This window comes from Pseudomonas sp. JC1203 (assembly GCF_056175065.1).
On record NZ_JBWCAM010000003.1, the window covers coordinates 336897 to 357213 of the forward strand.

Here is a 20317-nt window from a genome sequence, read left to right on the forward strand (position 1 = left end):
GGGGGGGTGGGGTGGCGGCCCTGGGGTGTGTGCGCCCCAACCCCGCGCGCGGGCAAGCCAGCTCCCACAGGGCTACAAGCTTTCGCGGACGTCGACCTGCAGGGGCACTATCACCGCCTGGCCCGGTACCGCCTGCACCAGCGCATCCACCGCGCGGTCGGCCAGCGCCGCCACCGGGTGCGACAGCACCGCGTGCAGCAAGCCCTCGCTCACTGCCTCACGCGTCAGGGTCGTCACTTCATGGCACACGACGATGGGCAGGCGCGCATCCCGCGCCTTGAGTTCACGCAACGCGCGCACCACCCCGGCAATGCCGCCGCCGGCCACATACAGCCCAGCCAGGTCCGGCGTGCTCATCAACAGGTCCAGGGTATTGCCGTGGGCGAAGTCGTCGTCTTCAAGCGTCAGCCGCGAGGCCAGCAGCTCCCACTCCGGGGAATGCTCGGCCAGGTAGCTGCGAAAGCTCAGCTCGCACAGTTCCTGGCACTGGAAGCTCTGGCTGCTGAGCACTACCGCCACCGGCCCAGGCTGGCGGGCCAGCTGCGAGACGAACCAGCCAGCGGTGCGGCCCATGCGGCGGTTGTCGACGCCGACGTAACCGGCGCCCGCCGCCGCAGACAGCGCCGAGACCAGCGCCACCACCGCCACGCCACTGTCGCGCAGCCTTGCCACGGCCGCGCGAATCAACGGGTGATCCACCGCCACCACGCCCAGGCCATCCACCTGCTCGCGCAAGGCCAGGATGCGCTCGGCGACCTTGGCCGGGTCCAATTCATCAAGGTAAGCAATCACCACGCGAATGCGCGCATGGGCGTAGTTGGCGGCGGCGCTGGACAGCGCCTGGGCCAGCCCCTGGTAAAACGCCACGCCGCTTTTGTGCAGCAGGAAACCCAGCCGCACCGTGGGCCGGTTGGTCAGCAGGCGCTGCTCGATGACCGCCTTGGCGTGGAAACCGACCCTGGCCGCCGCCTCGGCGATGCGCTGGGCCGTATCGGCACGCACGTCGGCGCGCAGGTTCAGCACACGGTCGACAGTGGACAGGCTGACGCCGGCTTCGCGGGCGACATCGGCCATGGTCGGGCGGCGAGCGTGCGGGGCATTCTCTGACATGTTCTGACACCTCCTGGCAGGATCATGAAAGGTTTTGACAGTTTACGCCAGCCCCCCATGGCGCCCTGCCCCAGCCCCACCTAGCATCAGCGCAGACAACAAAAACAACGGAGTGCCACCATGAGCGTCCACCTGTGCACCGCGCCCTGCTGCTGGGGCGTGGACGACGTCAACAACCCCCACCTGCCGCCCTGGCAACGGGTGCTGGACGAAGCGGCCGCCGCCGGTTACCACGGTATTGAATTGGGCCCGCTGGGCTACCTGCCGCAAGACCCGGGCGTGGCCCGCGACGCCTTGGGGGCGCGCGGCCTGCAACTGGTGGCCGGGACGATTTTCGACAACCTGGTCGACGCCAGCAACCTGCCGTCGCTGCTGCGCCAGGCCCATGCCATCTGCGCGCTACTCAAGCAGATGCCCACCGTGGCCGCCCAACCCGGCCAGGCCTTCCCCGGGCCGTACCTGGTGATCATCGACTGGGGGCACGAGGTACGCGACTACAGCGCCGGCCACCCGGGCCACGCACCGCGCCTGGACGACGCGCGCTGGCAGGCGATGATGTCGCACATCCGCACCATCGCCGAGCTGGCCTGGCAGGAATACGGCGTGCGCGCGGTGGTCCACCCCCACGCCGGCGGCTACCTGGAGTTCGCCGACGAGCTGGCGCGGCTGGTGGACGATATCCCCCACAGCGTTGCCGGGCTGTGCCTGGACACCGGCCACCTGCACTACGCCGGCATGGACCCGGTGGCGGCGTTGCGCACCTACGCCCAGCGCCTGGACTACCTGCACTTCAAGGACATCGACGCCTGCGTGTTCGACCAGGTGCTGGGCGAGCGCATCCGCTTCTTCGACGCCTGCGCCCGAGGCGTGATGTGCCCCATCGGCCAGGGTGTGATCGACTACCCGGCGCTGCGCAAGCTGCTCGACGAACTGGGCTACCAAGGCTTCATCACCCTCGAACAGGAGCGCGACCCGCGCAATGCCGGCAGCAGCCTCGACGACGTCGCCACCAGCCGCCGCTACCTCACCCAACTGGGTTTCGACCAAGGACAGCCAGCATGATCAACGGCAGCAAACGCATTCCCCAGCCGATGCGCTGGGCCATGGTGGGCGGCGGCAGCCACAGCCAGATAGGCTACATCCACCGCTCGGCCGCCCTGCGCGACCAGCATTTCCAATTGCTGGCCGGTGCCTTCGACATCGACGCCGAACGCGGCCGCGCCTTCGGCGTGCAACTGGGCGTGGCCGCCGAGCGCTGCCACGATGACTACCGCAGCCTGTTTGCCGCCGAGGCCCTGCGCGCGGACGGCATCCAGGCAGTGTCGGTGGCAACGCCCAACGGCACCCACTACGCAATCACCCGTGCGGCGCTGGAGGCCGGGTTGCACGTGGTCTGCGAGAAGCCGCTGTGCTTCACCCTCGACGAGGCCGAGGATCTGCGCGCCCTGGCCAAGGCGCGCGGGCGCATCGTCGGCGTCACCTACGGCTATGCCGGCCACCAGCTCATCGAGCAGGCGCGGGCGATGATCGCCGCCGGCGAACTGGGCGAAGTCCGCATGGTGCACATGCAGTTTGCCCACGGCTTCCACAGCGCTGCCGAGGAGCAGCGCAGCGCCGCCGCGCAATGGCGCACTGACCCGCGCCAGGCCGGGCCCAGCTACGTGCTCGGCGACGTCGGCACGCACCCGCTGTACCTGTCGGAGGTGATGCTGCCCGAGCTGCGGATCAAGCGGCTGATGTGCAGCCGCCAGAGCTTCGTGGCCAGCCGCGCGCCGCTGGAAGACAACGCCTACACGCTGATGGAATACGAGGGCGGCGCCATGGGCATGGTCTGGTCCAGCGCGGTCAACGCAGGCTCCATGCATGGCCAGAAGATCCGCGTCATCGGTTCCAAAGCCAGCCTGGAATGGTGGGACGAGCAGCCCAACCAACTGCGCTTCGAAATCCAGGGCCAGCCGGCGCGGGTGCTGGAGCGCGGCATGAACTACCTGCACCCGCAGGCGCTGGCCGAAGACCGCATCGGCGGCGGCCACCCCGAGGGCCTGTTCGAGGCCTGGTCGAACCTGTACGCACGCTTTGCCCTGGCCATGGACGCCACCGACCGCGACGACGCCCAGGCCCTAGCCGCCGTGCGCTACCCCGGCATCGACGCCGGGGTGGAAGGCGTACGCTGGGTGCAGCGTTGCGTGGAATCGGCCGACCGTGACTCGGCCTGGGTCACTTACTGAACACCGAAGGAGCACAACAATGAAAATCGCCCTCGACCCGTACATGCATCGCCACCTGAGCCTGCCAGCGCTGTGCCGCAAGAGCGCCGAGCTGGGTTTCGAGTACCTGGAGCTGTCGCCACGCGACGATTTCCTGCCGTGGTGGGTGCACCCACGCGCCCACAAGGAGCGCATCGCCGAATTCAAGAAGGCCTTGCGCGACCACGATGTGCAGCTGGCGTCCCTGTTGCCCATGTACCGCTGGGCCAGCCCCCATGAAGACGAGCGCCGCACGGCAGTGGAACACTGGAAGCGCGCCATCGAGGTGGCCGTGGAAATGGGCTGCCAGACCATGAACTCCGAGTTCGGCCGCGGCCCCTCGCCCGACCGCGGCCACAGCGTCAGCTGCTGCGGTGGCGTGCACAGCCACGAGTCCAGCGAAGCAGCCTGGTGGCGTTCAATGGAAGAGCTGGTACCGATTTTCGAGCGCGAGGGCATCACCCTCAACGTCGAGCCGCACCCCGAGGACTGGTGCGAAACGCTGAACCCGGCGCTGGACATCATCAAGACCGTGGGCTCGGCCAACGTCAAGTTCCTGTATTGCGCGCCGCACACCTTCTACTTCGGCGACGACATGGCCAGCATGATTGGCCAGGCCGGCACGCTGATCAACCACGTGCACATCGCCGACACCTACAACCACAAGGCCTCCTCGGGGCTGCGCTACATCATCAACCCGCCCGGGGCGAAGGTCACCGTGCACCAGCACATGGACATGCACCAGGGCGAGATCGACTGGGACGTGTTCTTCGGCGCGCTGGCCAGCACCGGCTTTGACGGCATCGTCACCGCCTGCGTGTTTGGCTGGGAAGAACGCGCGGACGACTCCGGGCGCTTCATGCGCCAGGAGATCCAGCGGTACGTGGATAAATACTTCCGTTAAGTCATGAGCAGTGTGGGAGCTGGCTTGCCAGCGAGCTTTTCAGGCCTTGACAGCTCGCGGGCAAGCCAGCTCCCACAATAACGCGTGCATCAACTCAACTGATGCGCGAACCGCCCCACCGCGTCCACCACCTTGCGCGCGCCTTCCTGAATCTCGACGATCACCTCGCCGGCCTGGCTGGCCAGCTGCACGCCCTGCTCGGCCTGCTGCTTGCTGTGGGCCATCTCGCGCACGGTGCCTTCCACCAGTGTCTGGTTCTGCTGCACCACGGCGGCAATCTCCTCGGTGGCGGTGCTGGTGCGGCCTGCCAGTTGCCGCACTTCATCGGCCACCACCGCAAAGCCCCTGCCCTGCTCGCCGGCCCGCGCCGCCTCGATGGCGGCGTTGAGGGCCAGCAGGTTGGTCTGCTGGGCGATGCTGCTGATGGTCTGGATGATCGAACTGATCAACAGTGACTGCTTGCCCAAGGCCTCGACGCCGGTGGACGCCGACTGCATGTCATCGGCCAGTTTGCGCATGGTTTGCACCGTGTCGTTGACCACCACGGCGCCGCGCTGGGCAGTGACGTCGGTCTGCTGGGAAATGCCGTAGGCGGTATGCGCCGCAGCATTCACTTCCTCCTCGCGCGCCACCTGGTCGCTGACCACGGTGGCGAATTTCACCACCTTGCACAGCTTGCCCTCAGGGTCGTACACCGGGTTGTACGTGGCCTCCAGCCACACCGCGTGGCCGTGGGCGTCGACGCGCTTGAAGCGCCCGGCCACGAACTCGCCACGGTTGAGCGTGGCCCAGAACTCGGCGTACCGGGGCGAACTGGTTTCTTCACTGGTGCAGAACTGCCGGTGGTGCTGGCCCTTTACCTGGGCCAGGGTGTAGCCCATCGCGCGCAGGAATTGGTCGTTGGCCGACAGCACGTTGCCCTTGAGGTCGAACTCGATCACGGCGGTTGAGCGCAGCAAGGCGTCGATAAAGGAGGTGCTTTCAGCAGCCTTCTCGATGTTGGCGGTGATGTTGTTGGCGAAGCAGCGGATGTGGGTCAGGGTGCCGCTGGCGTCCTTGATCGGCTGCCAGTGCGCACGTATCCATACCAGCGCGCCGTCGGCACGCAGGAAACGGTAGTCATCGGTAATGGAGCGGGCCGAGCCAATGGCGGCCATCAGGCTGTGGTAGCACGGCAGCTTCGACACGTAGGCGGGCACGATCTCGGCCATGGGCCGCCCCACCAGTTGCGCCACCGAGTACCCCAGCGCCTTGGCGAACCCCTCGTTGCAGTCGTCGATGCGCATCTGCGGATCGACGCTCAGGGTCAGCATTTCTCGTTGCAAGCCATCGACGAGCTGGCGCAGCTCATCGAGTTCGGCCGATTGTTCAGCGAGCTGCTTTTTTATTTGGGTGTTGAACATGAGCCGATGACCTCCTTGTGGTAAGGAGAGTATCGGCGAGCTTTGCCGGGGGATAAGCACCGTTCGGCGGCTTTTATCCCCCGTCTGCCGGGCTATTCAGGCCGTTCGGCGTTTTCCAGCAGCGCCAGCACGTCCGTGATGGTGGCTTCCAGGCACTGGCCGGCCTTGTACGCGGCCAGCACTGTTTCACCGCCGTCGATGACAGCCTGGGGGCGTTCGACGAATAGACCGATCTGTTCAAAATCGTCGCTCAGCACCACCACCAACGGGATGGAGACTTTTTCCAGGCCCAGGCGCTCGCGCAGGGCCTGCTCGGCGCGGGCCTTGGTGATGATGCCCAGGCGCAAGCGCGGCTGCACGCGGCACAGGTAGTCCAGCGCGGCCAGGTTCAGTTGGCAGTCCGGGCACCACATCTCGCCGGCGGCCAGCAGGTGGTAGCTACCCGTGAGTGAAGCCAGGCGCTGCAGGGTGGTTTCGCTGATGCCAGTCGCGTCCAGCGCCTGGCGCGCCTGGGCCACGGTGGCGAGTTCGGCGGGCAGGCCGCTGGCGGCGAAGGTATCGAAGCCTTGGCCGATGTGGAAGAGTTCCGAGTACGGGGTCATGGGACCGTTTTTCCTGATGCTGCAAATTGCCCCAGTGTAAGGCAGCGGCGGCGTTTTGGCCTATCATCTGCCCTCGTTCATTGTGGAACCTGTCATGTTCGACTGGGAAGACCTGCGTTATTTCACCCTGTTCGCCAAGCTTGGCTCGTTGTCTGCCGCCGCGCGCCAGCTGCGCGTCGACCACGCCACCGTGGCCCGGCGCATCGCCGCGCTGGAGGCGGCGCTGAACCTGAAACTGGTGGACCGCCGCCAGCGTGCCTACGTGCTGACCGAGGACGGCCTGCGCGTAAGCCAGTTCGGCGAACAGATGACCTTGTCCTCGTTCGCCCTGGAACGCTTCGCCGGCGGCGAGCAGGCCCAGGTGCAGGGCGAGGTGGTGGTGTCGTCGCCACCGGCTTTCGTCGGCAGCCTGATCGCCCCCCGCGTCGGCGAACTGACCCGCCGCTACCCGCTGCTGCAACTGCGCCTGATCGGCGCCAAGGCCCGCGCCTCGCTGGCCCGCCGCGAAGCCGACATCACCATCAGCCTGATGCGCCCCAGCGAACCGACGCTGGTGGCGCGGCGCCTGGGCCAGCTGGAGTTTCGCCTGTACGCCAGCCCTGACTACCTGGCGCACGCCAGCACCTACAGCTTCATCGGCTACGACGACAGCATGGACGGTTCGGCGCAGCAGAACTGGCTGCTGGAACAGGCCAACGGCCGGCCACTGGCGCTGACCAGCAACGACCTGCGCCTGCAAGCGATCGCCGCGGCGGGCGGCGGCGGGGTGGTGGCGTTGCCGGCGTTCATGGCCGCCGAGCACCGCCTGGTGCTGGTGGAACCGGACGGGCCGTGCCTGGTGCGGGAGATCTGGCTGGCGGTGCACGAGGATGTGCGCAACGCGGCGCCGATACGGGCGGTGATGGATTTCATTGTGGAGTGCGTGGGAGCCTGAAGCCTGCCCCCTCGCATTGGCCCCGGACGCAGCCTGCGGCAGCTGCTACGCGGGCCGTAAAAACCGGGGGCCCTGTAGCAGCGGCCAAAGGCCGCGTCCCGCGCCCCGCATGTGCATTTCTGCATAGGTCAGATGCGCACTTAGGGAGTTCTACCAACCAGCACGCAGGACTAGCATCGCCCTCCTCGATTCACAGCACGGTACTCCCCCATGTCCGCATGCCCCTCGGCCCTCACCGCCGCCCCGCCCACCACCAACACCCCACTGCTGCGCGCCGCCTGGGTAGTGACGGCAGTGTTCATCCTGTCGAACGCCGCCACCCCACTGTACGGCCACTGGCAGCAACAGCTGGGCTTCGGCGCCGGTACCCTGGCGACCATTTTCACCTGCTATATCCTCGGCCTGCTGGCCACCCTGCTGGTGGCCGGGCAGCTGTCCGATCATTTTGGCCGCAAGGCGCTACTGGTGCCGGGCCTGGGCCTGGCGATGTTCGCCGCCGTGCTGTTCCAGCTCGCCGACAGCGTCGCGGTGCTGATGCTGGCGCGGCTGCTCACCGGCGTCGCGGTGGGCATCATCGTTTCCGCCGGCATGGCCAACGTGGTCGACCAGGCGGCCGACAGCCACAAGCGCCAGGCCTCGTTGCTGGCCTCGGTGGCGATGGTGCTGGGCGCCGGCACCGGGCCGTTGCTGGCCGGCGTGCTGGCGCAGTACAGCGCGCACCCGGTGGCCATTGTCTTCAACCTGGAGCTGGCGTTGCTGGCCCTGGCGCTGTGGGCGGTGCTGGCACAGCCACGCCAGCCCCGTGCCACGGCTGCCTTGAAACTGCGCCTGCCCCGCGTGCCGCGTGCCAGCGTCGGCCATGTATTGCGCGGCATCGCCTTCTTCGGCCCGGGCATCACCTGCACCTCGTTCGTGCTAAGCCTGGGCCCGGGGCTGTTCTCGGCGTTCGCCCACGTCAGCAGCCCGCTGATTGCCGGCGGCACTGCATTCGCCATGTTCATGGTCGGCGTGGCCGTGCAGTTCGCGGTGCAGCGCCTGCCGGTGCAGCGCATCTTCCTGCTCAGCGGGCTGGCCACGGTGCTGTCCATGGCCACCCTGTGGCTGGCGGTGCAGCAGGCGTCGATCCCCTGCCTGATCGTCGCCGCCCTGCTGGCCGGCGCCGGCCAGGGCCTGGGGCAACTGGGCGGGCTGAGCCTGATTGCCCTGCACGTGCCGGCCAACCGCCGCGCCGAGGCCAATGGCGTGTTCAACATGGGCGGCTACGTGCCGGCCGGCGCCTTGCCGGTAGTGGCCGGGCACTTGATTGACCTGCATGGCATGGCCGTGGGGGTCAGCGTGCTGGCGGGGCTGATTGCGGTGTTGGCGGTACTGGCGCTGGCCAGTCTGATGCGCGCTGATCAGCCAAGATGAAACATGCAGGGGGGCTATCGCTGTGGCCCGGCCGCTCGGCTATTCTGCGTAGCCGCTGGCGTCTGGCCGCGGTTGCGCAGACCTTTAGCACTTGTGCCAGGAAGCCCCTGAATGGAATCACCCCGCGCCCTGCGTCGCCCGGTTGTGGCCCCCGTACTGTCCCGCGCATTGCTCTGCGCGGTGCTGGCCACCGGGGCCATTAGCGCCACCTTGCTGATTGGCAGCCGCCCCGACGATCACTTCAGCAGTGCCCAGCAACAGGCACGCGAGGCTGCGTTCCAGGCCAGCCAGCCCTTGGCCCTGACCCTGGTAGCCCCGGTCGACCTGCATGACGCCATCGCCGCCATGCACCTGCCCGCCAACAGCCACATTCGCCTGCTCACCAGCGCCTCACCCTCTGCCCAGCTTACCGCTGCCACGCCTCCACGCCTGGCATGGATCACCCTGTGGGACTCGGACGTACAGGACGGCGACGCCGTGCGCATTGAAAGCGCCGGCTACGCCCGCACCGTGTCGCTGACCAAACTGGCGCAGACCTTCGCCATACCCGTGGCCGTCGACGGCAAGGTCACCCTGACCGGGGTGCGCGACGGCGACGGTGGCGGCATCACCGTGGGCGTCGCCTCGGGCCCGCAGCAGGTACTGGTACCCATCATGAGTGTGGGCCAGGTACTGCCCTTGAACGTCAGGATCGACTAATGCGCTGGCTACACACTTGGCCCATCAGGCTGGCCCCCATTGCCTTCGTTGCCATGGCGTTGATTATCGTCGCGCAGTTCTGGTTGCAGCACCAACCCGGCAGCGGCGAGTTGCAACACGACGGCCAGGTACTGCTGCAAGGGCTGCACGCGCACGTCACGTGGCTGGTGGCTTTGGCGGCAGTGTTCTGGTTTTTCACCTTCGCAGGCTATTTCCACGACCGCCAGCAACGCAACCACCCACCGGCCGCCATAGGAAACTGGATGATGGACGCACTCGACAGGCTCACCAACCGCCAGGCGCTGGAACAGAAACTGGCGCGCGAACCCACGGCCAAGGTCATTGACGCGCAGCAACTGGCAGAAGCGCTGAAACGCAAGGTGATCGGCCAGGACAACGTCTGCGACGACATTGCCGCGCAGATCCGTCGGCGCCTGGCCCTCAAGCAGCGGGGCAAGCCGGTGGGCGTGTTCATCCTGGCCGGCCCCCCAGGCACTGGCAAGACGTACCTGGCCAAATGCCTGGCGGCTGAGTTGCAGTTGCCCTTGCAGCATTTCGACATGGCCCAGCTGTCCAGCGGTTCGCACGCGGCAACGCAGTTGTTCGGCGCCTCCAAGGGCTACGTGGGTTCCAACACCTACGGCAAGCTGACCGGCGCCCTGCGCGACAGCCCCGACAGCGTTATCCTGCTGGACGAGATAGAAAAGGCCCACCCCGAGATCCAGCAGAAATTCCTCACGGCCTGGAACGACGGTTTCATTACCGAGGCGTCGGACAGCAAGCAGGTTTCCACCACCCAGGCGATTTTCATCCTCACCACCAACGCCGCCACCGACGCGTTGCACACCCTGGGCGAAACCTACGCCGAGGACCCTGACGAGTTGCGCCGCACGTCCACCTCGGCGCTGCGCGAGGCCGGGTTTGCGCCAGAAGTACTCAACCGTATCGACCGTATCTTTGTCTTCAAGCCCCTCTCGGGCCTGGACATCGCCCAGGTCACGGCGCTGGAGATCGAGGCGATGATCAAGGGCTACGGCCTGGACATTGCTGTAGGCGGCATCGACCCGGATATCCTCGTGGACCTGATGCGCCGCCAGCGGCGCCTGGGGGTCGGGGCCTCGTCACGGGACCTGGTGCGGGCCATCGAGGAGTCCCTGGCCGACACCTTGATTGAGGCCCGGGAGAAGGGCTACAGCAATGTCGCCCTGTTCGCCGCCGATGGCGGCGTGATTGCCGTGCCCAAGCCATGAGCGCGCCTCCCGTGACGATGACGCTGTGGAAACGCGCCCCGGCCTGGCGCGCCAGCCTGGTGCTGGCCGCGACCCTGAGCGCCCTGGCCGTAGGTTCTGCCGTGCTGTCCAGCGGCGTGTCGCCGGCGCTGCCAGAGCAGGTCAGCTATACGCCGCCGCCCCTGCAGGCGCCGCCTGGTGTACACCTGCCCCCCGCAGGCTTCGCCCCTGGGCCCCGGTTCTTGCCACCGCCACGCCTGGTACCTGCGGCCAACGCGCACCTCAGCCTGGGGGCGACGCCTGCGGTGGTAGGGCCTTCGGGCATCGACAACGCCCTGCTGGGGCGCACCTGGACGGGCAGCCTGCCCGTGGATGGTTTCGAGGTGCCGCTGCCGCCCGGTGAGTGGGCGATGCTGACCAATGCCGACGTGCATTCCCCCAACAGTGCTGGCAAGGGCTACGTGTTTGGCCGCATCGAGCACCGCCGCCTGATAGGGGTGGTGCGGGTGCTGGCAATGCGCAGCACTACGCAACCGGCACAGGGCTTTCGGGCCGGCGAGTGCATCAGCCCAAATGCGAACCTGAACTATGTCGCGGTCAAAGCTGCCCAGGTCCTGGACCACCAGGGCTGCTGGAGCATTACCCACGCCTTCACCCCGCCCATGCTGCAGTGGGCCGACCAGGCCGTGCCCCTGCTGTTCCTGGAGCGCAAGGCCGCGGGAGACCTGGCGGCCAAGGGCGTGACCTACCCACAGGACTTTGTGGTGGCGCATTTCGTGCGTGCCGAGAAATGGGGCATGCTGGATGTGCAGTACTGGTTCAACCCGGAAACCGAAAACATCACCTCGGGGCGTGCGCTTAGCCTTCCCGAGTCGGACTGGCACCCGGGCAACCTCCAGCGCTTTGCCGACAAGCAGGCCTACGTCGAACGCCTGAAGCAATGGGCTGGGGTGTTCTGGGAGCGCTTCGACCGGGCGTTCAGCGCCTCATGACGCTGTAGCCGTCACACAGCGTTGCGAATACCCTCCAGCAGCATCGCGAACGCCGGGTTGTCGTTGTCTTCGCGCCATATCAGGTGCAGCTCGCTCTGCACCCCCTCCCCCAGGTCGATGTCGCGGAACACCACGTTCTTGAACACCACGCTGGTGGCGCACCGCGGCACCAGCGCCAGGCCGAGGCCGGCGTTCACCAGCGCCAGGATGGTCAGCGAAGAGCCCAGCCACTGCACGTAATCGGGCGCCACCCGCGCCGAACGCAGCATGCCGGTGAGCAGTTCGTTGAACGGTGGGTAGGCGGCGTGGGAGTACATCAGGAACGGCTGGCCGTCCAGGTCGCTGACCTTGACCTCATCGCTCGACGCCAGCGCATGGCCGCCCGGCACCGCCAGCACGAAGGGTTCGCGCACCAGGCATTCGGTGGCGTAGCCCGGTTCCAGCAACGGCGCGCGGGCGATGCCCAAATCGATGCGGCGGGCGCGCAACGCCTCGTGCTGGGTGTAGGTGTTCATCTCCGCCAGGTCGATTTTGACGTGGGGCTGCTTCAGCCGCGCCTCGGCGATCACCTTGGGCAAAAACTCATACACGGCGCTGCCGACGAAGCTGATGGCCACCGCGCCGATGTCACCCTCGGCAAACCGCCGCGCCGCCACCGCCGCCTGCTGGGCGCGCTCCAGCAGGTTCTGCGCCTCGACGAAAAAAGCCCGCCCGGCCGCGGTCAGCGCCACGCTGCGGGTGCTGCGGGTAAACAGCTCGACGCCCAGGTGGTGCTCCAACAGCTGGATCTGCCGGCTCAACGGCGGCTGGGTCATGTTCAGGCGCTCGGCGGCGCGGCGGAAATTCAGCTCGGTGGCGACGGTGGTGAAGCAGCGCAGCTGGGTCAGCTCGAACATTGATTCAATCCAGGTATCAATCAAGTGCCAGGTTAGATTAGACGGGAACAATGCACCCGTCCATCATCGGCCTGTCCCCACAAAAACAATACCGGGAGTCGCCCTTGAAAACTCAAAACCCCAGTGTGCTGGAACAGGCCGCCGCCAAGGTCAAGCGCCATGTGCTGCCACTGTTCGTGGTGATGTTCATCGTCAACTACATCGACCGCGTCAACATCGGTTTCGTGCGCAGCCACATGGAAGCCGACCTGGGCATCGGCGCGGCTGCCTACGGCCTGGGCGCCGGGCTGTTCTTCATCGGCTACGCCCTGTTCGAGGTGCCGTCGAACATCCTGCTGCAGCGCTTCGGCGCCCGCGCCTGGCTTACCCGCATCATGTTCACCTGGGGCGCCGCCGCCATGGCCATGGCCTTCGTGCGCGGCGAAACCAGCTTCTACGTGCTGCGCTTCGTGCTGGGCGCCGCCGAAGCCGGGTTCTTCCCGGGCATCATCTACTACTTCACCCAATGGCTGCCGGCCGCCGAACGCGGCAAGGCCATGGCGGTGTTCCTCAGCGGTTCGGCGATTGCCTCGGTGATCTCCGGGCCGGTGTCCGGTGCGCTGCTGAGCATCAACGCCCTGAGCCTGCACGCCTGGCAGTGGATGTTCCTGATCGAGGGCGGCGCCTCGCTGGTGCTGTGCGGTTTCGTGTGGTTCTGGCTGCAGTCGCACCCACGGGAGGCGCGCTGGCTGAACGCGGCAGAAAAGCAGGCGCTGGAAAGCTGCCTGGCCGAGGAACAGCGGGCCCGTGAGGCCCAGCACGTGGTCAAGCCGTCGATGTTCAAGCTGTTGGCCGACCGGCAGATCGCGCTGTTCTGCTTCATCTACTTCTCCATCGCCCTGACCATCTACGGCGCCACCTTCTGGCTGCCGAGCATGATCAAGAAAATGGGCAACCTGGCGGACTTCGAAGTGGGCCTGTTCAATTCGGTGCCCTGGCTGATCTCCATCGTCGCCATGTACGGCTTCGCCGCCGTGGCCGCCAAATGGAAACACCAGCAGGCCTGGGTGGCCGTGACCCTGGTGGTGGCGGCGCTGGGCATGTTCATGTCCACGGTTGGCGGGCCGGTGTTCGCCTTCGTGTCCATCTGCTTCGCCGCCATCGGCTTCAAGGCGGCCTCGGCGCTGTTCTGGCCCATTCCCCAGGGCTACCTGGACGCGCGCATCGCCGCCGCGGTAATCGCCCTGATCAATTCCATCGGCAACCTGGGCGGCTTCGTTGCGCCGGCTACCTTCGGTTTCCTTGAACAGACCACCGGCAGCATCGAGGGCGGCCTGTATGGCCTGGCCGCCACTTCACTGGTGGCTGCGGTGGTGATCTTCTTCGCCCGCAGCACCCCGGCCCCGCGCGCGCCCAAGCCGCGCAAGGCCACCGTTGTCATCGCCTAATTCGTCGAGCCTGCCTTCAGGAGCATTACTTTTGAAAATCAAGCGCGTCACCGTCACCCCCATCGCTTTCCGCGACCCACCGTTGCTCAACGCCAGCGGCATCCACGAACCCTTCGCCCTGCGCTCTATCATCGAGGTCGAGAGCGACAACGGCTACATCGGCCTGGGTGAAAGCTACGGCGACGCCCCGGCGCTGGCCATCCAGCAGCAGTTGCAAAGCCAGTTGATCGGCCTGGACCCGTTCAACCTCAACCGCCTGCGCCAGATCGTCGAGGCCACGGTGGCGGCCAACCGCAGCACGTCCCTGGCCGGCGCCGAACTGGCGCCCGGCTCCCACGCCAGCAAGGCGGTGAGCAACGCCTATTCGGCCTTCGAGGTAGCCTTCCTGGATTTGCAGGCGCACTCCCTCAACGTGCCGCTGGTGGACCTGCTGGGCGGCGCCCTGCGCGACAAGGTGCCGTTCAGCGCCTACCTGTTCTTCAAGTACGCCCAGCACATCGACACGCCCTACAAGCCCGACAACTGGGGCGAGGCGCTGAACGAGGAACAGATCGTCGCCCAGGCCGCGCGCATGATCGAGGCCTATGGCTTCAAGAGCATCAAGCTCAAGGCCGGCACCCTGCCGCCCGAGCACGAGGTGGCCTGCATCAAGGCACTGAAAAAGGCCTTCCCCGGCTACCCGCTGCGCATCGACCCCAACGGCAACTGGTCGCTGGAGACCGCCATCCGCATGGCCGAGCTGCTGGGTGACGACCTGCAATATTACGAAGACCCCTGCCCCGGCCTGGACGGCATGAGCGAACTGCACAAGCGCACCGGCCTGCCGCTGGCCACCAACATGGTGGTCACCGACTTCGACGAGTTCCGCCGCAGCGTGGCGCTGAACAGCGTGCAGATCGTGCTCGCCGACCACCACTACTGGGGCGGCCTGCGTGACACCCAAACGCTGGCGAAGATGTGCCAGGTGTTCGGCCTGGGCGTGTCCATGCACTCCAACTCGCACCTGGGCATCAGCCTGATGGCCATGGCCCATGTCGCGGCCGCGGTGCCCAACCTCGACTATGCCTGCGACACCCACTACCCCTGGCAAGAGCCGGACGAGGAAGTGATCAAGGGCGGCAAGCTGCCCATCGTCGACGGCTGCGTGAGCATTACCCGCGCCCCCGGCCTGGGCCTGGAGCTGGACCACGACCAACTGGGCAAGCTGCACGACCAGTACCTGAGCTGCGGCATCCGCCAGCGCGACGACGTGCGCCAGATGCAGCGCTACAAACCCGACTGGAAGACGGTAAAGCCGCGCTTCTAACGGCCCAGGTGCACCTTGACGAACGCCTGCGCCTCGCGCGCCAGGGCGTCAAGGTGCCGGTCGCGCTGCTTCTCGGCGTTGACCATGGCCGGCTCGCCATGCTGCTTGAGCAGGTAGGCATGAATTTGCCGCACCTCTACCGAACGGTAGATGGGCGCGGTGTCCAGCACCGGCGTCAGCCCCTGGGAGGCGTGGTCGCGGGTGTTCATCAACACCTGCGAGCCGCGCGTGCCGATCACCTGGAACCCCAGCGCCTGCCCGCAGGCGACCTGGCTCACCACGCAGCCCAGCTCCGCATGGGGGTAGCGCGCCAGCATCTTCTGCACCATGGCCCTGGCAATGCCCTGGCGCCGATGCCCATCCTTCACCGCCAGGAACAACAGCGAACACGCCTCGGCGTCCCCGTTCAGCGGCAGGTACAGGGCAAAGCCCAGCAGCTGCGACGGGTCCTCATCATCCAGCGCCGCCACCACCTCCACCGCAAAACCGCGCGAACCGTCCATGGCCTGCAGGTACTGGTACACCTCATAGCCGACGCCGTACTGGTACAGCGGGTACAACGCATTGCCAGCCGGCAGCGCCACCTGGCTGATGGCGGTGAGGTTATCGATCACCAGCTGCTGGATCTGCGCCTGGAACGATTCGGGGGGTGGGGTTTGGAACAGGGTGATACTGGGCATTGAAGGCAGCTGCTCTGGTTGAACGTTCAGCATTGTACCGTAGCAGCTGCCGTGAGGCTGCGTCCAAGGGGCCAGGTTTTGCGGCGCCTGGGACGCGGCCTGGTGGCCGCTGCTACAGAGGTGGTTGTTTCAACCCAGCAATCCCCACTCCACTGCTTCTAAGCGAAACGTGGTCTTGTCGGAGAACGGCCAAGGCCGCAGGTGGTAACGCTCGACCGTCTGCATTGGAAAAACCTCACCTTCGTCGAAGTGGCGAATGACCTCTTTCGGCCGGACGTTCCTCAGCCTTGGCCAAATCACTTTCCAGTAGCCTGCCTGGGGGCACGCCTGGCCGGGGTAGCAGATCTGCATCGGGAAGTTGGCCTGGCTGAAGCTGGGCGAGCCCGGCATCGGGTGGCCGTTGGCGGGGTCCAGCACCATGGCGTTGGCCAACTGGGTGATCAGGGCGTCGCTGGGTTTTTCGGGTGGAACGTTGGCAAGGTGGGCTTCAAGCCATTGCAGTTTGCCGTCCCAGGCGGGGAGCTTGGCGGGTGGCAAGGGAAGGATTTCGTCGATCTCGGGCACGCTGGGGTTGGCGTAGCTGTAGTTGGCCAGGAAGCGCCAGACTTTCTTGTAGCGCTCGGCGCGTTCGAGATCTTGTTCCTGGCCCAGGTAGTACATGCGATCGTCTGGCAGTGGGCCTCGGAAACCTTTACTGATAAAGGACGACGATGTGTCATTTCCCGCCGCGACGCCTAACTGAAACGCTTCGAGTGCATCTTTGTACTGCCCGCGGGTGCTGAGCATGAGCCCCAGCGCCAATGCAGCTTTCCCGTTTCCCTGTTCTGCAGCGCAGCGGTACATTTTCACTGCAACGTGAGGAGCGATATCGATAGGCTCCAACTTGTCACCCACATGATATTGGGCCAAAGCACTGCCTTGATCTGCAGCTTTTCTAAAATAGCGCAATGCCATTTCCGAGTCCTGCTGGAGCCCGGCGGCCCCGCGATTAAGGTAAAGCGCGACAAAGTAATAACCTGTAGCTATTCCTGACTCAATCAGGCTTTGGCTCAAGCGCAGACGTTCCTTGCCTTTTACCTCGAACTGACCGCGAATCGCACCATTTTGAAGATTGATATTGGCTTTGAAGTGGCCATTCTCTGCGGCGATGCGATAGAGACGCTCAACCTCTTGGTATACCTCCTTGTCCTGCTTTAACACGTTATTTTTCTGCAGCCACCGCGCATACTTGAAAATCAGGTCTGCCTCTGCGGTAGGCGTAGGGATGGTTTCATGCACGCAGCTGAAGTCCAGTTTTGCCTTGATGTCGCTCAATGGGCTCATAGGAGTGTCCTTGGTCGTAATGGATGAGCCGCCTTGGCAAGCTACTAGCAGCAAACTTGCAAGCACTATTGTCTTGCGCATCAATCGAGATCCTTCAATGTTTCTTCACCGTAAAAGAACTCCACGAGAGGCGCGGATGGTGAACAATTTTGCTTCCGCAACGCTTTGTTTCTATCAATGATTTCTTGCCACTCATTAAAAGCCTCCCCCGCATCATCCTGCGCCCCCATCCCACCCGTATGCAGATTCCACAATCGCCGCCTCAACCGCTGGGTCACACTGACCCACTCATGGGCAATGTTCAGTTCGCTATCAACCTGCATGCTTCGCGTGTTGATATTCGCCGAACCATGGGTGGTGAATGCGTCATCAACAATCATCAGCTTGGAATGGATATACACCGGCATCCAGGGCGTGCCTGGTGGCGTATCGGGCGCTACCAGCGAGCATATGTGCACCTTCAACCCTGGCAGTTCCTGAAGCTTGAGCTCCTGTTCATCGATTTCCTTGATGCGCTTGTCCAGCGCCGCCTGCCACTCCTTCAACTCCTTCTGGCCCACGTGGTCACGCAGGTCGACTTGTGGCTTGGGCGGCGCGCTGTTCTTGATCGCCTGGATGCGCCGCAGCTTGGTAACTTGGGGTATCGTTTCCGTGCGCCCCAGGCTTTCCAGCATTCGCTGGGTGTTCAACGCGCCCGGGCCGACGCCACTGGCGCTGGCGTTGGTGACCACGAACAGGTGCACGTAACCGTGCAGGCCCGGATCGCGCCCTGCACAGACCTGCTTGGCCGCCGCCGACTTGATCAGTTCGGCCAGGGGCGGCCAGCGGAAGTACTGGTTCTCGATGTAGATAAATTGGGACGCGTTGTTGACAGCATTCAGGTACGCCTGCTGTATCTCCTTCTTGCCTTCCTGTGGTTGAGTGCGCAACAGCTGCGCCATTTGCCGGGTGACCCCGGGGCGGTAGCGCAACAGCGGCCCGATAGCCTCGGCGTTGCGTGAGGTCAGCAGGTCCTCGCCGGTCTCCTTGAGCCAGGCGGTGGCGAAGTTGTGGTGCAGGTCCTTGAGGATTGGCCCACTGACGCGGCTGGAAATATCCTGGCGCGGCGTGCTGCCCCGCGAGCCGGCGTCAGGTCGTGGCATGGTCTGCACGGTGCGGTTGAGCGCCGAATGGGCATCGGTGTCCCAGTACTCGTCGAGCATGTTGTGGCCCATGACAAAGCCCACTGCGGTGTCGACAGACTCGTAATCAACGATGACGCTTTTCTGGTGATGGCTGGGCGCGGCCATGTAGGCGTAGCGGGTGTTGCGGCTGAGGTCCGGGTCCAGGCCGTTGTCTTTCACGTCGTTGAAAATCGCCAGCCGCTCGTTCCAGCTGAAACCTCGGCTCACCAGTACCGGCACACCCTGTGCCACCCGGGTGGCCGCCTGTTTGTCACTGACAGCGTAGGCCTTGAACCATGCACGATCCTCGGCGTACTGCTGGGGCGTGGAGGTTTGCCCCGCATGCCCGAACAGCCGGACGGAGCCCTTGCCCGGCAGGTTGGCCTCGTCGCCGGCACCGGCGAGGTTGAACGGCATTTCCCAGGTCAGCACACGCACGCGCACGCCTTCCCGGGCCTTGGCCTTGAGCAGTTCACCAATGCTGGGGGACTTGCCATCACGAATGAAAAACATCGACGGCTGAAAGCCCCAGCAAATGATGTCGACCGTGCGGGTGGCCTCGGCGATCGCCTCGTGCACGGCGCGAAATGTCTCCTCGCCATTGATCAGGGGTTCGAAGGTCGCCCTGGCGGGGTTGTATTCGCTGGAGTGAACGTACCAGGGTGGCGTACAGGTGGCGGTGTTGGTGTGTGCGAAGGCCACCGGTACGACGATCTCGTGGAAGGTCAAGGTCATCGCCTCGCCCAATATATGCCCTGTAGTCATCATTTCCCCCTTGTCATGACGCGAGTGCGATGAACTCTAGGGGCTACCAGCCAGAAAATATGTAAGACGTTTCCGACCGTACCCGCGTAATTTCCGACCCCATCAATCCCCCGTAGCAGCTGCCGCCAGGCTGCGTCCCTGCCCCACCATTCGCGGCGCCTGGGACGCGGCCTTGCGGCCGCTGCTACGGTGTGATGCCGCGCCGGGCTACGGCGTCTAGTCACCGGCACTCCAACAACAAGGCCCCTCATGCAAACGCTGCTCAACCAGATCCTCGACGAAGTCCGCCCGCTGATCGGCCAGGGCAAGGTCGCCGATTACATCCCCGCGCTGGCCGACGTGCCGGCCAATCAGCTGGGCATTGCCGTGTATGGCAACGACGGCAGCCTGTACAGCGCCGGCGATGCGTACACGCCGTTTTCGGTGCAGAGCATTTCCAAGGTGTTCAGCCTGGTGCAGGCCATCGGGCATTCCGGCGAGGCGATCTGGGAGCGCCTGGGGCATGAGCCGTCGGGGCAGCCGTTCAATTCGCTGGTGCAGCTGGAGTTCGAGCGCGGGCGGCCGCGCAACCCGTTCATCAATGCCGGGGCGCTGGTGATCTGCGACATCAACCAGTCACGGTTCGCCGCGCCGGCGTTGTCGATGCGTGATTTCGTCCGGCGGCTGTCGGGCAACCCGCAGGTGCTGGTGGATGGCAAGGTGGCGGAGTCGGAGTACCAGCATCGCTCGCGCAACGCGGCCATGGCGTACCTGATGAAGTCGTTCGGCAATTTCCACAACGAGGTGGAAGCGGTGCTGCGCAGTTACTTCAGCCACTGCGCGCTGCAGATGAACTGCGTGGACCTGGCCAAGGCCTTCTGTTTCCTCGCCAACGAGGGCTTCTGCAAGCACAGCGGCGAGCAGATCCTGACGGCGCGGCAGAGCAAGCAGGTGAATTCGATCATGGCCACTAGCGGCCTGTACGACGAGGCCGGCAACTTCGCGTACCGCGTCGGGCTGCCGGGCAAGAGTGGCGTGGGCGGCGGCATTATCGCCGTGGTGCCGGGGCAGTTCACCGTGTGCGTGTGGTCACCGGAGCTGAACGCGGCGGGCAATTCGCTGGCGGGGATGAAGGCGCTGGAGCTGTTGAGCGAACGGATCAACTGGTCGGTGTTTTAGCCCGACGCGGCCGTTGGGCGCTGGTCCGGCCCCGGGGGGGGGCGGGCCGAGGGGGCGGCGAGCCCCCGCC

Annotated in this window: 18 protein-coding genes and 1 pseudogene; 11 read left to right on the forward strand and 8 right to left on the reverse strand. The window is 65.5% G+C overall.

The annotated features are described in order from the left end of the window. Positions 1-72 precede the first annotated feature (72 nt). Positions 73-1110 (reverse strand): LacI family DNA-binding transcriptional regulator, encoded by a 1038-nt coding sequence (locus AC0SZ7_RS06890; protein WP_475503677.1) that lies wholly within the window; start codon positions 1108-1110, stop codon positions 73-75. Between the two features lie 120 nt (positions 1111-1230). Between AC0SZ7_RS06890 and AC0SZ7_RS06895 the strand changes: the two genes are divergently transcribed. From AC0SZ7_RS06895 to AC0SZ7_RS06905, 3 genes are read left to right on the forward strand one after another with little or no spacing between them, the layout of a single operon-like run. Then, positions 1231-2172: a TIM barrel protein gene (locus AC0SZ7_RS06895; protein ID WP_475503678.1), complete on the forward strand. Its 942-nt coding sequence runs from the start codon at positions 1231-1233 to the stop codon at positions 2170-2172. Beyond that, entirely contained in the window at positions 2169-3338 is a 1170-nt protein-coding gene (locus AC0SZ7_RS06900) for a Gfo/Idh/MocA family protein (RefSeq protein WP_475503679.1), read from the forward strand. The genes AC0SZ7_RS06895 and AC0SZ7_RS06900 overlap by 4 nt, the downstream gene beginning before the upstream one ends. A 19-nt stretch (positions 3339-3357) precedes the next feature. Beyond that, the gene (locus AC0SZ7_RS06905) at positions 3358-4260 is read left to right on the forward strand and encodes a sugar phosphate isomerase/epimerase family protein (protein WP_475503680.1); all 903 of its coding nucleotides are present in this window, start codon (positions 3358-3360) and stop codon (positions 4258-4260) included. An 89-nt stretch (positions 4261-4349) separates the two neighbouring features. Here AC0SZ7_RS06905 and AC0SZ7_RS06910 read toward each other — a convergent pair whose 3' ends face one another. From AC0SZ7_RS06910 to AC0SZ7_RS06920, 3 genes and pseudogenes are all read right to left on the reverse strand, one after another. Next, on the reverse strand, positions 4350-4907 hold the full coding sequence (locus AC0SZ7_RS06910; protein WP_425225844.1) for a methyl-accepting chemotaxis protein: 558 nt from the start codon (positions 4905-4907) through the stop codon (positions 4350-4352). Beyond that, positions 4887-5663, reverse strand: a pseudogene (locus AC0SZ7_RS06915) (PAS domain-containing protein); the annotation flags it as partial. The gene AC0SZ7_RS06910 and the pseudogene AC0SZ7_RS06915, both read right to left, overlap by 21 nt. A gap of 92 nt (positions 5664-5755) precedes the next feature. After that, on the reverse strand, positions 5756-6265 hold the full coding sequence (locus tag AC0SZ7_RS06920) for a thioredoxin family protein (protein ID WP_475503681.1): 510 nt from the start codon (positions 6263-6265) through the stop codon (positions 5756-5758). A 94-nt stretch (positions 6266-6359) separates the two neighbouring features. On the opposite strand from AC0SZ7_RS06920, the gene AC0SZ7_RS06925 reads away from it, so the two are divergent. The 5 genes from AC0SZ7_RS06925 (at position 6360) to AC0SZ7_RS06945 (ending at position 11529) form a co-directional block, all read left to right on the forward strand. Beyond that, on the forward strand, positions 6360-7199 hold the full coding sequence (locus AC0SZ7_RS06925; RefSeq protein WP_475503682.1) for a LysR family transcriptional regulator: 840 nt from the start codon (positions 6360-6362) through the stop codon (positions 7197-7199). 210 nt (positions 7200-7409) lie between these two features. Continuing rightward, positions 7410-8609: an MFS transporter gene (locus tag AC0SZ7_RS06930; RefSeq protein ID WP_475503683.1), complete on the forward strand. Its 1200-nt coding sequence runs from the start codon at positions 7410-7412 to the stop codon at positions 8607-8609. 111 nt (positions 8610-8720) lie between these two features. After that, on the forward strand, positions 8721-9308 hold the full coding sequence (locus tag AC0SZ7_RS06935; protein WP_475503684.1) for a hypothetical protein: 588 nt from the start codon (positions 8721-8723) through the stop codon (positions 9306-9308). After that, positions 9308-10558, forward strand: coding sequence for an AAA family ATPase (locus AC0SZ7_RS06940; protein ID WP_475503685.1), 1251 nt, complete (start codon positions 9308-9310; stop codon positions 10556-10558). Before AC0SZ7_RS06935 ends, AC0SZ7_RS06940 begins: the two co-directional genes overlap by 1 nt. Next, positions 10555-11529: a hypothetical protein gene (locus AC0SZ7_RS06945; RefSeq protein WP_475503686.1), complete on the forward strand. Its 975-nt coding sequence runs from the start codon at positions 10555-10557 to the stop codon at positions 11527-11529. The genes AC0SZ7_RS06940 and AC0SZ7_RS06945 overlap by 4 nt, the downstream gene beginning before the upstream one ends. Before the next feature lie 11 nt (positions 11530-11540). Here the strand turns inward: AC0SZ7_RS06945 and AC0SZ7_RS06950 are convergent, their stop codons facing one another. Continuing rightward, positions 11541-12425, reverse strand: coding sequence for a LysR family transcriptional regulator (locus AC0SZ7_RS06950; RefSeq protein ID WP_475503687.1), 885 nt, complete (start codon positions 12423-12425; stop codon positions 11541-11543). Between the two features lie 104 nt (positions 12426-12529). Here AC0SZ7_RS06950 and AC0SZ7_RS06955 point away from each other — a divergent pair, with 104 nt between their 5' ends. Then, positions 12530-13852, forward strand: coding sequence for an MFS transporter (locus tag AC0SZ7_RS06955; protein ID WP_475503688.1), 1323 nt, complete (start codon positions 12530-12532; stop codon positions 13850-13852). 31 nt (positions 13853-13883) lie between these two features. Continuing rightward, positions 13884-15158 (forward strand): glucarate dehydratase family protein, encoded by a 1275-nt coding sequence (locus tag AC0SZ7_RS06960; RefSeq protein WP_475503689.1) that lies wholly within the window; start codon positions 13884-13886, stop codon positions 15156-15158. Here AC0SZ7_RS06960 and AC0SZ7_RS06965 read toward each other — a convergent pair. From AC0SZ7_RS06965 to AC0SZ7_RS06975, 3 genes are all read right to left on the reverse strand, one after another. Continuing rightward, positions 15155-15838 (reverse strand): GNAT family N-acetyltransferase, encoded by a 684-nt coding sequence (locus AC0SZ7_RS06965; protein ID WP_475503690.1) that lies wholly within the window; start codon positions 15836-15838, stop codon positions 15155-15157. The genes AC0SZ7_RS06960 and AC0SZ7_RS06965 overlap by 4 nt on opposite strands. A gap of 129 nt (positions 15839-15967) precedes the next feature. Continuing rightward, entirely contained in the window at positions 15968-17161 is a 1194-nt protein-coding gene (locus AC0SZ7_RS06970) for an SEL1-like repeat protein (RefSeq protein ID WP_475503691.1), read from the reverse strand. 80 nt (positions 17162-17241) lie between these two features. After that, the gene (locus tag AC0SZ7_RS06975) at positions 17242-19059 is read right to left on the reverse strand and encodes a phospholipase D-like domain-containing protein (protein WP_475503692.1); all 1818 of its coding nucleotides are present in this window, start codon (positions 19057-19059) and stop codon (positions 17242-17244) included. A 279-nt stretch (positions 19060-19338) separates the two neighbouring features. Here AC0SZ7_RS06975 and glsB point away from each other — a divergent pair, with 279 nt between their 5' ends. Next, positions 19339-20247, forward strand: a complete 909-nt coding sequence (glsB, locus tag AC0SZ7_RS06980; RefSeq protein ID WP_475503693.1) for a glutaminase B — start codon at positions 19339-19341, stop codon at positions 20245-20247. Positions 20248-20317 lie beyond the last annotated feature (70 nt).

Coding starts and splice junctions, on each gene's coding strand:
- AC0SZ7_RS06900 (WP_475503679.1), top strand. CDS start 2,169: ATGATCAACGGCAGCAAACGCATTCCCCAGCCGATGCGCTGGGCCATG.
- AC0SZ7_RS06925 (WP_475503682.1), top strand. CDS start 6,360: ATGTTCGACTGGGAAGACCTGCGTTATTTCACCCTGTTCGCCAAGCTT.
- AC0SZ7_RS06895 (WP_475503678.1), top strand. CDS start 1,231: ATGAGCGTCCACCTGTGCACCGCGCCCTGCTGCTGGGGCGTGGACGAC.
- AC0SZ7_RS06930 (WP_475503683.1), top strand. CDS start 7,410: ATGTCCGCATGCCCCTCGGCCCTCACCGCCGCCCCGCCCACCACCAAC.
- AC0SZ7_RS06890 (WP_475503677.1), bottom strand. CDS start 1,110: ATGTCAGAGAATGCCCCGCACGCTCGCCGCCCGACCATGGCCGATGTC.
- AC0SZ7_RS06965 (WP_475503690.1), bottom strand. CDS start 15,838: ATGCCCAGTATCACCCTGTTCCAAACCCCACCCCCCGAATCGTTCCAG.
- AC0SZ7_RS06935 (WP_475503684.1), top strand. CDS start 8,721: ATGGAATCACCCCGCGCCCTGCGTCGCCCGGTTGTGGCCCCCGTACTG.
- AC0SZ7_RS06950 (WP_475503687.1), bottom strand. CDS start 12,425: ATGTTCGAGCTGACCCAGCTGCGCTGCTTCACCACCGTCGCCACCGAG.
- AC0SZ7_RS06940 (WP_475503685.1), top strand. CDS start 9,308: ATGCGCTGGCTACACACTTGGCCCATCAGGCTGGCCCCCATTGCCTTC.
- glsB (WP_475503693.1), top strand. CDS start 19,339: ATGCAAACGCTGCTCAACCAGATCCTCGACGAAGTCCGCCCGCTGATC.
- AC0SZ7_RS06905 (WP_475503680.1), top strand. CDS start 3,358: ATGAAAATCGCCCTCGACCCGTACATGCATCGCCACCTGAGCCTGCCA.
- AC0SZ7_RS06970 (WP_475503691.1), bottom strand. CDS start 17,161: ATGAGCCCATTGAGCGACATCAAGGCAAAACTGGACTTCAGCTGCGTG.
- AC0SZ7_RS06920 (WP_475503681.1), bottom strand. CDS start 6,265: ATGACCCCGTACTCGGAACTCTTCCACATCGGCCAAGGCTTCGATACC.
- AC0SZ7_RS06975 (WP_475503692.1), bottom strand. CDS start 19,059: ATGACCTTGACCTTCCACGAGATCGTCGTACCGGTGGCCTTCGCACAC.
- AC0SZ7_RS06945 (WP_475503686.1), top strand. CDS start 10,555: ATGAGCGCGCCTCCCGTGACGATGACGCTGTGGAAACGCGCCCCGGCC.